This is a genomic window from Actinomadura kijaniata, assembly GCF_014138665.1.
Classification (GTDB): Bacteria; Actinomycetota; Actinomycetes; order Streptosporangiales; family Streptosporangiaceae; genus Spirillospora; species Spirillospora kijaniata.
Map to the genome: position 1 here is coordinate 164676 of NZ_JACJIA010000001.1, position 15274 is coordinate 179949.

A 15274-nucleotide genomic window follows, 5' to 3' on the forward strand; every position below is an offset into this window, starting at 1 on the left:
GGTCCGGCTCAGGGACGGCGGACGGCGACGGTGGTGTCGGCGGCCAGCTCGGTGACGACGAAGGACCCGGAAGCGAACTGCTCCTTGCGGAACCTCAGGGTGTCGGGCACCATCAGCCCCTTCCAGACCAGGTCGGAGCCCTCGCGGCGGAGCACGAACACGTCGATCGAGCCGAACGCGGTGCGCGCCGAGGTCCGGGCGAAAGCCGCCGGGTCGGTGGTCCCGGCGAGCGTCCGCAACGTGCGGTGCCGGTCGTCCCAGCGCAGCGGCCCGTTCGCGCCGATCCGGTCGACTCCCAGGTAGCCCCGCCATGGCAGGAAGGCGAAGACCTGCTCGTCGAAGGAAACGGTGCGCGGTAGCGCGTCGTCGGGCCGGGTCCGCCGTACGGCCCGTTCGATGTCGGCGACGGGAAGGTACCGCCATTCGCCGACTGGAACGGTCACGCCCTGCGGGACGGGGACACCGACACCGTACCTGGGCAGCCTTCCGTCAGGGAGCGGCTGAACGTGCGCCTGAACGGCCAGTTCGTTCCTGGCCGCCCAGGTTTCCGTGCCGTTGGCGGCTCTGGACCAGGGACCTGCGGGCATCCAGTACAGCCAGAAGGTGAACCCGGCGAACAACACGGCCACGGTCGCCGCCGTGACGCCGAGGACGGGCCGGATCCGGGGTCGGGACCGGGGGAGCACCGTCGCGGCGCTCAGGACCAGACCGGCCGTCAGGACCGCTTTGATCAGCGGCAGCGTGTAGTAGTAGAGCCCGCTGTGCCCGGTCAACGTCCACCGCAGCATGCCCACCGCCTGGTAGGCGTAGGCGCCGGCGACGAGGGCCAGCAGCGGCCGGGCCCACCACGCGGACCTGCTGTACCACAGCAGGCCGAGGAGTCCGCCCGCCTGAAGCGCCCCGTCCAGGCCCGGTTCCAGGAAGGGGAAGGGGTTCTGCGACAGGCGGTCACTGTCGTACATGTCGCCGACCTGCTGCCCGCCGTGGGCCATCGCCCACAGGTAGGGGATCGTGTACCAGGAGGTCAGGACGGCCAGCGTGACGGTGACACGGGCCAGGTAGCGCAGGTGGCCACGACGGTCGGGTGCCGTTCGCCAGGTCCACCAGACCAGCGGGACGAGGCCCGCCGCGGTGAAGACCAGGTAGGCGTGGTAGCTGAGGCACATCACCGACGCCAGCAGTCCGGCGGGGAGCCAGCCCAGCCGGTCACGCGGCGGAGCGGCGATCGTCAACAGCACCAGCGGCACGAAGATCGCCAGCGCGAGGATCTCGTGGGCCTTGCTCGGGATGCCCAGGGCCAGCGGGGCCAACGCGCTGATCACCAGTGCCGTGGGCGGTGCCGTCACCCGCGACCACAGCACGAACGCGACGACGACGGCGGTCGAGACGGTCAGGCACTGGGCGGGGCCGAGCAACCGCCAGGCGGGCGTGTCGAGCAGCAGCGCGGCCTTGCCGAGGAGGTAAGGGAAGAGCGGCGGGTACTCGGAGGGCACTTCGCCGGAGATGCCGTCGCTGCTCGCCCAGGTCGCGGTGTAGCGGGTCGCCATCGCGGTGATCCGGCCGGCGTCGCCCTGGGCGCCCCCGTAGCCGAAGGGCGTTCCCGACAGCGCTGCACGCAGCACCAGGGCGGCGAAGGACGCGAGCAGCCCCGCGACGGCTCCCACCAGGGCCGGACCGCGCCATCGGGTCGCGACCGCCAGCAGCGGCAACGCGGTGAAGACCAGGACGGTCAGCGGGAGCTGGGCGTCCTGGCTCCGGAACGGGTCGAGCGCCAGCCGGTCCGGTAGCACGAAGGCCACCGGGACGGTGACCAGCCATGTCAGCAGGGCGGCTCGTGCGGCTGTGGGCCACTGTGCCCGACCGCCGGGTGGATCAGCTGGGAGCGGGCCTGTCTCGACGGCCATCAGGTCAGTCCGGGGTGGCCTGGATATCGAGGGTGAGCGCGTGGACCAGCATGTTGATCCCCACCAGCAGCGGGCCCACGGCGAGCAGGACACTGCCGGCGCTCGCGGTGGCCGTGCCCAGGCTGTGCAGGGACACCCAGATCCCCACGACCGTTCCCACAGCGCACAGGAACAGGCCGGTGAAGAGCATCAGGGCGATGGGGGAGAAGGAGGGCACCACGTACCTGCGCAGTATCCGCCGCCAGAAACCGAACACCAGAAGCCTGCTGATCTGCGGTACCACGCGGTGGAGGCGCATTCCGGAGACCTCCTGGCCGTAGACGGCGGGGATCGGGACGTCCTTGGCCCGGACACCGGCGATGTTCAGCCAGATCAACAGGTCGTTCTCGAACGCGTAGCCGGTGGCGAGCCGGTCGAGGGGGATCCGCGACAGCGACTCCCGAGTGATCGCGGTGTAGCCGTTCTGCGGATCGAAAAGGTTCCAGTAGCCGCTGGCCAGCTTGGTGGCGAACGACAGCACAGTGCTGCCCAGCAGCCGGTTCAACGGCATCCCGGTCAGCCCCGAGCGGGCGAAGAAGCGGTTGGCCTTGGTGAACCCGTAGCCGTCGTCGGCGATGGGGTCCAGCAGAGCCGGCAGGTAGTCGGGGTCCATCTGGGCGTCACCCGCCATGACCACGTTGACGTCGGAGTCCGACTCCAGCGTCACCCGGTGGCCGGTCACGATGGCGCCGCCCACCCCGGTGTTGGCGTCGTGCCGGACCAGGGTGACCCGGGGATCTCCGACCTCCGCGACGCGTTTGGCGGTCTCGTCGGTGGAGGCGTCGTCCACCACCACGATGTGGTCGACGATCTCGGGCATGGTCGAGATCGTCTTGGCGATGAGCACTTCCTCGTTGTACGCCGGAACCACGGCGGTGACGGTCAGCCCCTTATACACCGAGTTCCTCCCGCAGGGATTCGTCACGGACACGCAGCGCCAGTTCGAGCGCGGCCAGACCGTCGGCCCCTGACACCAGGGGGGCGGTCCGCTCCCGGACGCACCTGACGAAGTGGCGTTGTTCGCGGGCCAGCGGCTCGCCGGAACCGTCGAGATAGGGGATCTCGATCACGCTGTTCTGCCGGTAGCGCGGGCCGTCCTCGTCCACGAACTCGGCGTGTTCCACGCGGTGCACCGTCACCTGTCGGTGGAGCAGGTCGGCGACGACGACGTTCCCGCGCTGGGTGAGTTCGATCTGCCGCTGCTTGGTCTGGCTGGCCTGGCTGGCGGTGAGGGTGGCCGAGACTCCGTTGGCGAAACGCAGCAGCACCGCGGCGAAGTCCTGGGTACTGGAGTGCACGCGGCGCGACAGCGCGTGCACCCGGACGAGATCGGCGTCGACCAGGGTCCGGACCAGATCCAGATCATGGATCATGAGGTCGAGGACCACGTCGGAGTCGACCCGGGGACTGAACGGACCCACCCGGCGGATGTCGATGTGGATGAGGTCGTCGACCAGCCTCGGCAGTTCCGCGACCGCGGGGTTGAACCGCTCCACATGGCCGATCATGAGGATGCGCCGCCGCTCGTCCGCTGCGGCGACCAGGCGTTTGGCGTCCTCCAGGGTGGTGGCGATGGGCTTCTCGACCAGCAGGTCGATGTCACCCCTGAGCAACTCCACCCCGATGTCCGCGTGGTGCTCGCTGGGGGCGGCGACGATCGCCGCCTGGACGGTGCCGAACAGCGCCTCGATCGTCGGGGCGTACACGGCTCCCACATGGTCGGCGAGGGCCCGGCCGCGGTGGGGGTCGGGATCCACGACGGCGGCGACCTCCACGTCGGGTAGCGCGGTGGCGATGCGGCAGTGGTGAGCCCCCATGATCCCGGCTCCGACGATCCCGAGCTTAAGCACCAAGGGCCCTCCGTACGCTCATGCCGACCTGGTCGAGATCGCGCTCGTCGAGGCCGGGGTGCACCGGCAGCGACAGCACCTGTGCACAGGCTGCGGCGGCGTGGGGCGCGGGGTCGGGACGGACGCCCGGGTGCTGCCGGTAGCACTCGTGGTCGTACATCAGCCGTGGGTAGTAGACGCCGTGCCCCACTCCGGCCTCGGTCAGCCGGGCGCCGAGTTCGTCGCGTCCGACCCCGGCCTCGGCTGTGACGCGCACGGTGTACTGGTGCCAGGCGTGGACGCCGTCATGGGGTTCGGTCGGCAACACGAGTCCGGGAACGTCGGCCAGGGCACGGTTCAGGGTGCGGGCATGCGCGGTCCTGCGTTCGAGGATCGTCGCGATCCGGTCGACCTGCGGCACCGCGACGGCGGCCTGCAGATCGGTCAGCCGCCAGTTGTAGCCGACGGCCTCGTACTCGTAGCGGCGTCGCATCCCCTGGTTGCGCAGCAGCCGGAGCCGGTCGGCCAGCGCGGCGTCGTCGGTGGTGACCAGGCCGCCCTCGCCGCAGGTGATGTTCTTGGTGCCGTAGAGGGAGAAGGCTCCCACCCCGAACGATCCCACGGCCCGGCCCCGGTGGCAGGCCCCGTGCGCCTGCGCGGCGTCCTCGATGACGGCCAGTCCGTGCCGCCGGGCCAGTTCGGTCAGCGCTGTCATGTCGGCGGGTGCCCCGTAGAGGTGCACCGGCATGAGGGCGGCGGTGCGGGGGTTGACCAGCGCGGCGGCGGAGTCGGGGTCGATCGTGCAGTCCGGCCCTATGTCGGCGAACCGCGCGACCGCGCCGACCTCCAGGATCGCGTTGAGGGTGGCGTTGAAGCTGAAGGCCGTGGTGATGACCTCGTCGCCGGGACCGATGCCCGCCGCCCGGAGCGCGGCGGTCAGCGCGACGGTGCCGTTGCTGACGGCCACGACGTGCTCGACTCCGATGACCTGGGCGAAGGCATCCTCCAGCCGGGCGACCATCGTTCCCTGGGCGAGCATTCCCGAGCGCATGACCTCGAGGACGAGCCGTTCCGCGTCCTCGCCCACCTCGACCGAGGTGAGGGGAACGGTCCGGGTTCCGGTCGCGCCCGGATTCATGCGCCGTCCGCCCGGCAGTCGGCGCAGACGAGATCGGCGGGCGGGTCGGGGGTGCGCGCGACGGTCCGCGCGCAGTGGCAGACCCAGCCGAGAGGCCGGGCCGGATTCCCCGCCACGAGTTGGTGCGCCGCCACGCTCCGGGTCACGACCGCGCCCGCCGCCACCAGCGCGTACTCATCGATCTCGACGCCGCACACGATGGTGGCGTTGGCGCCGATCGAGGCGCCGCGGCGCACGTACGTCGGGGTCACCGTCCAGTCCTGGGAGAAGGCGCGGGGCCGGAGGTCGTTGGTGAAGACGGCGCTCGGCCCGACGAAGACGTCGTCGGCGATCTCCACGCCCCGGTAGACCGAGACGTTGTTCTGGATCTTCACACCGGAGCCGATGCGGACGCCGCTGTCGACGAACACGTTCTTACCGAGCACGCAGTTCTCGCCGATGCTGGCCCCCGCGCGGACGTGGGCCTGGTGCCAGACCCTTGTGCCGGCGCCCAGGCGAGCGCCGCTCTCGACGATCGCCGTGGGGTGGATGAATTCTGTCATTTGGGTACATATCTAGCAGTCAAGAGAAGATCAAGGACGACTCATCAGGCAGGTGGGGTCTGCCTTGGGTCCCGTTTGGGCCCTCGGACCCAAGTTCTGGATCATGGTCGCCGAACGGCTACGAAGGTCGTGGAGTCCAGCTCCCGCACGGTGAAGACGGCCGGATCGAACTGCGTTCGCCGGAAGGCCAGCCTGGACGGCGACTGCTCGGCCTTCCAGACCAGTTCGTCGCCCTCACGGCGCAGCACGAAGACGTCGATCGGCCCGAAACGCGTCCGCGACGAGGCACGGCCGAACGCACCGGGGTCGGTGATCCGGGACAGGCCACGGATCTGCTCGTGCCGGTCGTCCCATCGCACCGGGCCGTTGGTGCCGGTCCGGTCGACGCCGACGTAGCCGCGCCACGGCAGGAAGGCGAACAGCTGTTCGTCGTAGGACAGCGTGCGGGGCCGCGCGTCGTGCGGCCTGACCTCCCCGACGGCCCGCTGGATCGCCGTCACCGGTAGATAGGGCATTCGTGCCGCGGACTCGACCTCCCGCGCGTGGCGGGGCCGGGTGCCGTCGGGAAGCGGCTGAAGATGCGCGCTCGCCGCTCGCTGGTTGGTGTCCCCGGCGTTGCTCCAGTCCACGTCCGAGCCGCCGTTCTTGTTGGGCTTCCAGAGGTTGGCCGGCATCCACAGGCTCCAGTAGGAGAAGGCCACGAAGAGGGTCAGGAGCGTCATGACGGTGGGGCCGGCGCCCACCGCGAACGTGCGCCCCTTGCGTCGGGCCAACGCCGGGACGGCCACTCCCGCGCCGAGCACGGCCCCCGCGAGGAGGCACACGCTGATCAGCGGCATCGTGTAGTAGAACAACCCGGTGTGCCCGGTGGTCACCCAGCGGACCACGCCGAGCGCCCGGTAGGCGTAGGCACCGATGACGATGAGCAGCAGCGGCCTCGCCCACCACTGGGAGCGGCTGTACCAGAGCAGGGCGACGAGGCCGAGCAACTGCACCAGACGCAGCAGACTCGGCTCCAGGAACGGGAAGGGCGGCTCCGAGATCTGCTGCGCCTGGTACAGATCGCCGACCTGCTGGAATCCATGGAGGGCAGCCCACAGGTAGGGGAGCGTGTACCAGGACGTCAGCACCGCCACCACGGCGGCGAGCCGCGCCAGGTACAGGGCGTAGGCCCGGCGGTCGGCCGCCTCCCGCCAGGAGAGCACGGCCAGCACCACCAGTCCGAGCGCGCTGTACACCACGTAGGCGTGGTAGGTCAGGCACATGACGGCCGTGACCAGTCCCGCGGGCAGCCAGTGCATCCGCTTTTCCGGGGACGCGCCGACCGTGCCCAGGACCAGCGGAACGAAGGCCGCCAGGGCGAGGACCTCATAGGCCTTGCCGGGATTGCCGAGCGGCAGCAGCGTGAGCACGCTGATGGCGAGGGCGGCCGCGGGACGCGTCAGCCGGGACCACAGCGCGAAGGAAACGACGATCGACGCCGAGACCACCAGAGCCTGCGCGGGGCCGACCAGTTCCCAGGCGGGCCGGTCGAGGAGCAGGGACAGTTTCCCGATGATGTAGGGGTACAGCGGCGGGTACTCGGCCGGAACCCCGGCGACGATGCCGTCGCTGGTGGCCCACGACACCGAGTAGCGCACCGCCATCGCGGAGATCCGCCCGCTGTCCCCGAAGACGCCCTCGTAGCCGAAGGGCGTCCCCGACAGCGCGGTGCGCAGCGTCAGCGCCAGAGAAGACCCGAACAGCCCGGCCGCGACCCCGAGGACGACGGGGCCGCGCCATCGCACCCCCACGACGGCCAGGACGGCCGCCAACCCGAAACAGACGGAGAGCGGCAGGTCGGCGTCGCGTTGCTCGAAGGGGTTCAGGTCGGCGGCGCCCGGGAGCGCGAAGGCCACCGGCACGGTGACCAGCCAGGTCGCGATGGCGACCAGCCCCGGCTGCCGAAGGGCGCGCGCCCGCGGTGAACGGCGCGGCCCGTCCGCCGCGGCCTTCGGCTCCGCCGCGGTCTCCGGCTCCGACGTGGCCGGCGTGTCGGTGGTCGGGTCGGTGGTCACGGGCTCCGGCTCAGGGAATGCCGGGGAGGTCTGCTCGGCGGACATGCGGTCTCTTTCACTCAGGGGGCTGCCGGGGGCAGGACGGGTCGGTCCAGACGGCCCAGCCCAACGGGCCGATCCGGGCCGTGGCCACCCGCCAGCCCCGAGGGCCACGCGGCCAGGAGGACGCGGGAGGGGATCTGTGGTCCCACGCGACCACGGCTGTGCAGACACCGGGGCGAGGCGGGCCGTGGCGCGGGTCGAAGCGTTCGATCTCGGTCCACCACGCGTACAGCGCGACGCGGGTCCGGACGAGGGAGTCGTCGTCGGCGTTGCCGTACAGCGGGTCGGCGACGGCGACTCCTCCGGTGGGGGCGCCCGCCAGCGCGGGGACGTGATGGCCCGTTCTCGTGATCAGCATGGTGAGGAGCAGCAGGGCGACCAGGCCGACCGTCAGCAGCGCCGCCGCCAGGGCCGGAACCCCGAGCCTCGCCGCGCCGGACAGGGCGGCGAGCAGCACCACGGCGACGACGGAGGCTCTGGTGAGGTGGAGTTCCGTCCAGTCCAGACTGAGGAGACCGATCTCCGGGAAGTCGATGGGCATGTACTCGTAGGTGCGCAGTCGCTCTCCGCCGTGGACGGCGACCCAGACCGCCGAGACGGCGAACAGGGCGATCGCCGCCGACACGGCTGGTACCACGCGTCCGCGGCGAACGAGCACGGCGATGCCGACGAGGGTGTAGACGAGAGCGACGCAGGCGAGGTAGCGGCCGTAGGCGAAGTTGCCGACCCGATGCTCGTCGGGGAGGGCGGCCGACGACGCGTAGGCGATGCCCGAGGTCACCGTCAGCAGGACCACGGCCATGACACGGTCCTCGGGGGACGCCCCGGAACGACGGGGCAGCCGGGAGACCACCGCGACCGTGCCCACCGCGGCCAGCAGCCAGGTACCCGCGAACATCGCCCAAAGCTGGCCCACCGCGCCCGACAGCGCCCAGCCGTGGCCGTCCAGGGAGGTGAGCCGCTTCAGCAGGTCTCCGGCGGTGTCGAGCGAGCCACCCGGATACAGCGACCGGTACAGCCGGTCGTTCAGGAACAGGGCCGCCGAGGCGGCCACGACCGTGACCGCCAGCGCGACCAGTGCCGGACGCCGCCGTTCCCGGCGAGACAGGCACCCGGCCAGCACAAGAACGTGCACGGCGAGCACGACCCGGCCGCGCGCGTGCGCGGCCTCGGCGAACGCGGCCGTCAGGCTCGCCACGCATCCGGCCGCGACACCGCCCCGGCACACGAGACGGTCGACGGCGAGCAACCAGCCGAGCAGAACGACGGGGAGCACGGTGTCGGCCAGGGCCATCGTTCCCCACAGCGTGGCGGCCGGGACCAGCGCCGCGCACCAGGAGAGGAGCAGCGCGTGCCGCCGGGCGATCCCGCACCGCCGGAGCAGGAGGTGACCGAGCGGGAACGCCAACGCGCCGAACACGGCGTTGATGACGATCACCAGCCGGTACATCGATGTCGGGTCCTCGCCCAACGCCTGGGCCGGGGCGACCAGCAGGGCATAGCCGCCCTGGTAGAAGCGGCTGCCGGACAGGTCGGCCCCCGGACCGCCCAGAAGCCAGCGCGCGGCCAGCAGGTACCCCGCCTCGTCCGGATAGAGACGCGGGCGCGGACGGCCGCTCGTCAGGAGGACGCGGACCGCCACCTGGGCGAGCCAGCCGATCAGAAGCGCCCACGACAGACGGTCGCGAGCGCGTCGGCGCAGCTCTGGAGGCGCTTCGGGCAGGGCGGAGGGAGGGGCGTCAGCCACGAACCGTACCCCCGGGGTGGACAGGGCAGCCGGGAGAGGACCAGACGGCCCACCTGAGCTTGCGCGACCGCATTTCAGCGCCCCGTGCCCGCCACCCCTGGGGATGCGAGGGCCAGGTCGCGTCGAGAGCCGTTCCGCCCGGCCAGTTCACGACGACGGAGCACACGCCCGGTCGGGGCGGCCCCTGCCGGGGGTCGAAGAACTCCAGTTCGGTCCACCAGACGGAGAAGGCCGTTCGGGCGCGGACGATGAGGAAGAGGTTCGGGTGCCCGCCGAACGGACGGGCGATGGCGACGCCTCCGGACGGCGCGCCCGGGGGAACCACGTCGGCGGTGGTGCCCGGTCGCGCGAGGACGGCCGTGATGACCAGCATGGCCAGGGCGTTCACGACCAGGAGACCGGTGGCGAGCGCGCGCGGCCCGAGCCGTCGCAGCCCCAGGAAGAGCAGGAGCAGCAGGGACGCGGTGAGGCTCGTCCACAAGGGGCGCAGCCCGCCCCAGAAACCGCCCAGCAGACCGACCTCCGGGAAGTCGTGGCCGAGATAGCCGTAGTCCTCGGGCAGACGGCTGACGCGCGCCCAGACCAGAAGCCCCGAGCACGCGAAAACCGCCGTCGCGACCAGCGCGGGCCGGGCCACCCGGGCCGTCCGGACGAGCGCCGCCAGCCCGGCGAGCGTGTACACGAGCGCGAAGCACGACAGGTAGCGGACGTAGGCGTGGTTGCCGAACCGCTGTTCGTCGGGCAGGGCCGCCGCCGTCAGATAGGCGACGCCCGACGTCGCGGCCAGCAGCACCGCGGCCAGCAGCCGGTCCTCGTAGGCGGTGTCCCTGCGCGCCAGGCGCGCGACCACCACGACGGCGCCGACACCGCCGATCATCCAGGTGGCCGTGAGGAGCGCCCAGACCTGCCCGGCCCCGGTCCCCAGCGCCCACATCTGACCAGACCAGGAGGTCAGCCTGTTCCACAACTCGCCTTCGAGGCCGAGGGCGCCGCCCGGATAGAGGCCGTCGCGGACCAGGGAGTTGAACGCCAGCGCCGCGCCGACGCCGGGGACCAGCATGCCGAGCGCCACCACCGAACGCCGACGCTCCCCGCGGAGCGCGTGCCACGCCATCGCCGCCGCGTGCACGGCGAGGATCACCGCGCCCCGTCCGTGCAGGGCGTAGGCGTAGCAGGCCAGCAGGTTCGCCGCGGCGGCCGCTGGAAGCGCGGCGGTGCGGACGAACCGGTCGAGGCAGAGCAGCCAGGCCAGGACGACCACGGTGAACACGCTGTCGGCCATGGCCATGTGCCCCCAGAAGGAGGCGGCCGGAAGCAGCGCCGCGGACCAGGCCAGCGGCGCTGCGGACGCCCGGTCCAGGCCCAGCCGCAGCAGGGCCAGGAAGGCGAGCGGAAACGCCGCGGCCCCGACCAGCGCGTTGGTCACCAGGGCCAGCCGGTAGACGGTGCCGGGATCGTCGGCGAGCAGGTGCGCCGGTACCAGGAGCAGGGAGTAACCAGGTTGGTAGAAGGTGCTGCCGGAGAGGTCGGCTCCCGGCCCGCCGGTGAGCCAGCGGGCGGCCACCAGGTAGCCGGACTCGTCCGGCTGGACGAACGGCGCGACCTGCCCCCTCGCCGACGCGATCCGCACCAGCACCTGGGCGGCCCACCCCACCACCAGGAGCCAGAACCATCGTGACCTGGTCCGCGACCGCGCGGGTGCCTCTGGCGAGGGTGACGTGGGGGGCGCGAGAGGCTCGGTCACCTGCGTCACCCTAGAGCGGGCTTGCGTCGATATCAGTCATCGATGGCTGTTTCCTGTGCCTTTGGGTCTGAAATTGGGCCTAAGGGCCCTGACCTCCTTCCGGCGCCCCTGCGGGCGAAGGTCACCCGGTCCAACCACAGGTAGCGGGCGAGGAAGATGAGGACCTGCCCGGTCAGCCCCGACACGACGATCAGTACGGGATCCCCGCCGAACAGCACATCCCCGAGGCCGATGAAGACCCCCGCCGCCAGGGCACCGAGCATGACCGTCTGCCAGAACCCGAACAGCTCCCGGAGCAGACCGCGGCCGCTGCCCTCCCGCCATACCAGCGTGCGGTACAGCAGGAAGGACGGAGGGGTGAGAACCGTGCCGACGGCGAGGTTGAGCAGCCCGGCGTTCACGTCCCACCAGTGCCGGGCGAGCAGCAGCAACCCGTAGCCGCAGGGCACGGTGACCAACGACAGGGAGGAGTAGCGCAGGAAACGGGCCGCTCCCCGCCGCTCGGCCACCGGCCCCGCCGTGGTTCCGGCGGACGGCGACGTCCGTGCCCGCTCCCCGGTCATCCGGCGCGCTCCGCCCGGCCGGCGCTCCGGCCCCTATCATGATCGGCGTGCGCAACGCCCCCCGGCGCGACCTCGCGACCGAACCGATCCCGCTGACCCGCCCGTCGACGGACGGCGCCGAACTGGCGGCCGTGGCCGAAGTGCTCGACTCCGGCTGGCTCGCCGGTCAGGGGCCGCGATGCGCGGCCCTGGAAGCGGACTTCGCGGCGTTGAGCCACCGCGCCCACGCCGTCGCGCTCAACAACTGCACCGCCGGCCTGCATCTGGCGCTGAAGGCGCTCGACGTGCGGCCTGGCGACGAGGTCCTGGTGGCCGACTACAGTTTCCCGGCGACCGGTCACGCCGTTCTGTACTGCGGCGGGACACCGGTCTTCGTGGACGTCCGTCCCGGCACCGGGACCATCGCCCCCGACCTGGTCGAGGCGGCCATCACTTCGCGCACCCGGGGCATCGTGGCCGTCGACGCGCTGGGAGTGCCCGCCGACTGGGGGCCGCTGACGGAGATCGCGCGGCGGCACGGTCTCTTCCTCGTCGAGGACGCGGCCTGTTCGGCGGGCGGCTCCTACTCGGGCCGCCCCTGCGGGAGCTTCGGCGACGTGGCGGTCTTCTCGCTGCACGCCCGCAAAGGGGTGACCTCCGGTGAGGGCGGTGTGCTCGTCACCGACGACGACGCGCTCGCCGAGCGGGTGCGGAGCGAAGCGTGCTTCGGGATGCGCAGCGCCTTCGACCGTCAGGCCGCCCATGCCCTGGCGACGCCCGCGTTCACGGATCTCGGCTACAACTACAAGCTCTCCGACGTGCTGGCGGCCATCGCGTCCGTGCAGCTCACCAAGCTCGACGGTTTCATGCGGGACCGCGCGGCCATCGCGGCGCGTTACGCGGCGCTGCTCGCGGACGTTCCGGGCGTGCGCGCCCCCGAGATCCCGGCCGACCGGGTGCCGACCTGGCAGACCTACGCGGTGACGGTGGAGGAACCTCTCGACCGTGACGTTCTTGCCGGGGAGCTGCGGGCGCGGGGCATCGGCTGCAACATCGGCACCTACGCCCTGCACATGCAGGAGGTCTACGCGACCGACGCGCGGTGCCCGGAGTCGCGGCGGCTCGCCGAGCGCCATCTGGCGCTGCCGATGTACTCCGGGCTGACCGGCGCTGAGCAGGAGCTCGTCGTCGCGACGCTCAACGAGATCATCGGCGGCTGAGCAGATCATGGACTGTCGTCTCCGTATCGGCGTGTCTCGCCGGTCGCCGGGTCCACCTCGCCCACGACGCGGGCCGGAACCCCGACGGCCAGACTGCGGTCGGGGATGTCGGAGGTCACCACCGCACCGGCGCCGATCACGCAGTGGCTGCCGACGGTGACCCCCATGAGGATCACCGCTCCGGCCCCGACGAACGTGCAGTCCCCGATGCGGACCGGCCGGTACTCGACCTCGACGGCCCGATCGCTGACGCAGCGCCGGGCGCTGGAGTGGGTGTACACCTGGGCGCCGGCCGCCAGGTCGCAGCCTCTCCCGATCACCAGACCGCCGGAACCGTCGATGAGGCAGAACGGGCCGATCCAGGTGCCCTCACCGATGACCGGGTCGCCGACGAACCACGCCAGCGGGTTGTAGGGGTTGGAGGGAAGGCCGGTCATCGCTCAGTTCAGCTCACCGGTGACCTTGAGGTGTTCGATGACCGAGGCGAGCCCCTCCTCCAGCCCGATCGTGGGTTCCCAGCCCAGGGTCTCCCGGATGCGCCCGATGTCCGCCGCCCGCCGTGTCACCAGCACCTCGCGGGGCCGGAAGATCGGCTGCACGTCCATCCCGAGCGCCCGGATCAGATGGGCGGCCAGGTCGGCGATCGTCGTCTGGCAACCGGTCCCGACGTTGAGCGCCATGCCGGACGCCGTGGAGTCCAGCGCCATGCCGACGGCCCGGGCGATGTCGGTCACGTGGACGAAGTCCATCGACTGCTCTCCCCGGCCGTCGATGACCGGTGCCTCTCCCGCCGCGAGCCTCCGCAGGAAGGTCAGCACGACCGAGGTGTAGTAGGCGTCGGTCTGCTGTCCGGGGCCGTAGACGTTGAAGAACCGCAGCGCCAGCCACGACAGCTTCGACCGCTTGGCGTAGAACGAGAGCAGGTGCTCGCCCGCGAGCTTGGCGGTGCAGTAAGGGGTGAGAGGGGAGGGCGGAGTGTCCTCATGCGTCGGCAGCGACGTCGCGTTGCCGTAGATCGAGGCGGAGGACGCGTGGATGACGCGCCGGACGCCGCCGCGCGCCGCGGCGTCCAGCACGTTCTGGGTGCCCAGGAGGTTGACGTCCAGACTCTCCGTGGGGTCGGAGATCGACTTGTTCAGGCAGACGGCGGCCAGATGCACCACCGCCTCCACACCGCGCATCGCGCCTTCGACCGCGTTGGCGTAGCGGACGTCACCCTCGACGACCTCGACGCCGTCCAACGCCGCGAGCGCCGCCGCGGCCTTGGGATCGCACCGGTACCGGTTGTCGAGGATCCGCACGCGCCATCCGCGTGCGAGCAGTTCCGGTACGACGTGGGAACCGATGTATCCCAGACCACCGGTGACAAGGACCGTGCTGTTCTGTGCCTTCACGCGTCTCTCACTCACTGTCTGTCGCCTGACGCCGCTTCCGCGGCCGGGACCGGCGTCGTCGCGCGCCGCGGAACCCGCGGGCGGGAACGCCGACCCGTGGACCGGACGTCCCGGACCACGTAGAGGGGGCGGCTCCGGGTCTCCTCCACCGCACGCCACAGATACTCGCCCATGATCCCGATCACGATGAGCTGGGTTCCGCCGAGGACGAGCAGCACGACCAGGACCGTCGGCCAGCCGGAGGGGGTGTCGGCGCCCAGCAGTTCCCGGATCACCAGGACGGCCGCGTACACCAGTCCCGCCGCCGCCACCCCCACGCCGGTGAAGCTGCACAGCCGCAGCGGAGCGGAGGAGAACTGGATCAGGGAGTCGACCGCCAGCTTGATCATCTTGCGGCGGGTCCACCGGCTCTCACCATGGCGACGGGCCTGCTGGTCGTACTCGACGCGGGTCTGGGTGAACCCCAGCCAGGCGATGAGGGCGAGCACGTTGCGGTTGCGTTCGGGGAGCCGCGCCAACTCGTCGATCACACAGCGGTCCACCAGTACGCCGGACGGTCCTTCCGGAGGGTACCCGGCGAGGTCGGCATACCTGGTGAAGATCTTGGAGAAGCCACGGGAGGCCAGTTCCTGGGACGCCGACCGGCCGGTGCGGCTCCGCCGGATACCCCACACGACCTCCGAGCCGTCGCGCCAGCGGGCGAGGAAGTCGGTGAGCAGCGACGGCGGCTCCTGGAGGTCGGCGCCGAACACCACGGCCGCGTCCCCCGCGCATCGGGCCAGGCCCGCTGAGATCGCGTAGTGCGAGCCGAAACTGCGGGTGAGCCGGACGACCGTGATCGCGGCGTCCGGGCCCGCGAGATCCAGAACCAGGTCGGCGGTTCCGTCCGACGATCCGTCGTCCACGACGATCAGCTCGAACTCGTAGCCGGGATGCGCGCCCTCGAAGTCACCGAACCGGGACAGCAGGCCGGGAACGTTCTCCGCCTCGTTGAGCGCCGGAACCACGACGGAGACGAGCGGCCGGTCCACCGCGGCCCGGCCGTCAGGCGTGTCCGCGCGGACATCTGCGTCCAT

General features: G+C 71.5%; 13 protein-coding genes. 1 reads left to right on the forward strand and 12 read right to left on the reverse strand.

The genetic code is table 11. From position 1 onward, the window contains the following. Positions 1-8: 8 nt before the first annotated feature. The 9 genes from HNR61_RS00765 to HNR61_RS00805 form a co-directional block, all read right to left on the reverse strand. Positions 9-1799, reverse strand: a complete 1791-nt coding sequence (locus HNR61_RS00765) for an arabinofuranosyltransferase (protein WP_182841174.1) — start codon at positions 1797-1799, stop codon at positions 9-11. Between the two features lie 109 nt (positions 1800-1908). Further along, the gene (locus tag HNR61_RS00770) at positions 1909-2841 is read right to left on the reverse strand and encodes a glycosyltransferase family 2 protein (protein WP_067824755.1); all 933 of its coding nucleotides are present in this window, start codon (positions 2839-2841) and stop codon (positions 1909-1911) included. Next, positions 2834-3793, reverse strand: a complete 960-nt coding sequence (locus tag HNR61_RS00775) for a Gfo/Idh/MocA family protein (RefSeq protein WP_182841175.1) — start codon at positions 3791-3793, stop codon at positions 2834-2836. The genes HNR61_RS00770 and HNR61_RS00775 overlap by 8 nt, the downstream gene beginning before the upstream one ends. Next, complete coding sequence (locus tag HNR61_RS00780) at positions 3786-4910, reverse strand: DegT/DnrJ/EryC1/StrS family aminotransferase (protein WP_182841176.1); 1125 nt, start codon at positions 4908-4910, stop codon at positions 3786-3788. The genes HNR61_RS00775 and HNR61_RS00780 overlap by 8 nt, the downstream gene beginning before the upstream one ends. Next, positions 4907-5452 carry an acyltransferase gene (locus HNR61_RS00785; RefSeq protein WP_182841177.1) on the reverse strand — a complete coding sequence of 182 codons (546 nt, stop codon included), beginning with the start codon at positions 5450-5452 and terminating at the stop codon, positions 4907-4909. Before HNR61_RS00785 ends, HNR61_RS00780 begins: the two co-directional genes overlap by 4 nt. A gap of 101 nt (positions 5453-5553) precedes the next feature. Then, positions 5554-7554 (reverse strand): arabinofuranosyltransferase, encoded by a 2001-nt coding sequence (locus HNR61_RS00790; protein WP_182841178.1) that lies wholly within the window; start codon positions 7552-7554, stop codon positions 5554-5556. 10 nt (positions 7555-7564) lie between these two features. Beyond that, a complete protein-coding gene (locus HNR61_RS00795) occupies positions 7565-9298 on the reverse strand; it encodes a hypothetical protein (RefSeq protein ID WP_182841179.1) in 1734 nt (577 codons plus the stop codon). After that, entirely contained in the window at positions 9291-11042 is a 1752-nt protein-coding gene (locus HNR61_RS00800) for a hypothetical protein (protein ID WP_220508841.1), read from the reverse strand. Before HNR61_RS00800 ends, HNR61_RS00795 begins: the two co-directional genes overlap by 8 nt. Before the next feature lie 32 nt (positions 11043-11074). Then, on the reverse strand, positions 11075-11605 hold the full coding sequence (locus tag HNR61_RS00805) for a GtrA domain-containing protein (protein WP_182841181.1): 531 nt from the start codon (positions 11603-11605) through the stop codon (positions 11075-11077). Positions 11606-11652: 47 nt separating this feature from the next. On the opposite strand from HNR61_RS00805, the gene HNR61_RS00810 reads away from it, so the two are divergent. Then, complete coding sequence (locus tag HNR61_RS00810; RefSeq protein ID WP_220508842.1) at positions 11653-12804, forward strand: DegT/DnrJ/EryC1/StrS family aminotransferase; 1152 nt, start codon at positions 11653-11655, stop codon at positions 12802-12804. 5 nt (positions 12805-12809) lie between these two features. Here the strand turns inward: HNR61_RS00810 and HNR61_RS00815 are convergent, their stop codons facing one another. Genes HNR61_RS00815 through HNR61_RS00825 form a run of 3 tightly spaced genes read right to left on the reverse strand, consistent with a single transcriptional unit; the run spans position 12810 to position 15274 of the window. Continuing rightward, the gene (locus HNR61_RS00815; protein ID WP_182841183.1) at positions 12810-13241 is read right to left on the reverse strand and encodes an acyltransferase; all 432 of its coding nucleotides are present in this window, start codon (positions 13239-13241) and stop codon (positions 12810-12812) included. 3 nt (positions 13242-13244) lie between these two features. Then, complete coding sequence (locus tag HNR61_RS00820; RefSeq protein ID WP_312897701.1) at positions 13245-14213, reverse strand: NAD-dependent epimerase/dehydratase family protein; 969 nt, start codon at positions 14211-14213, stop codon at positions 13245-13247. After that, entirely contained in the window at positions 14210-15274 is a 1065-nt protein-coding gene (locus HNR61_RS00825; protein WP_182841185.1) for a glycosyltransferase family 2 protein, read from the reverse strand. Before HNR61_RS00825 ends, HNR61_RS00820 begins: the two co-directional genes overlap by 4 nt.

Excerpts from the sequence above, each read along its gene's own strand:
- HNR61_RS00780 (WP_182841176.1), bottom strand. The coding sequence starts at position 4,910 with ATGAATCCGGGCGCGACCGGAACCCGGACCGTTCCCCTCACCTCGGTC.
- HNR61_RS00785 (WP_182841177.1), bottom strand. The coding sequence starts at position 5,452 with ATGACAGAATTCATCCACCCCACGGCGATCGTCGAGAGCGGCGCTCGC.
- HNR61_RS00790 (WP_182841178.1), bottom strand. The coding sequence starts at position 7,554 with ATGTCCGCCGAGCAGACCTCCCCGGCATTCCCTGAGCCGGAGCCCGTG.
- HNR61_RS00805 (WP_182841181.1), bottom strand. The coding sequence starts at position 11,605 with ATGACCGGGGAGCGGGCACGGACGTCGCCGTCCGCCGGAACCACGGCG.
- HNR61_RS00815 (WP_182841183.1), bottom strand. The coding sequence starts at position 13,241 with ATGACCGGCCTTCCCTCCAACCCCTACAACCCGCTGGCGTGGTTCGTC.
- HNR61_RS00825 (WP_182841185.1), bottom strand. The coding sequence starts at position 15,274 with ATGGACGCAGATGTCCGCGCGGACACGCCTGACGGCCGGGCCGCGGTG.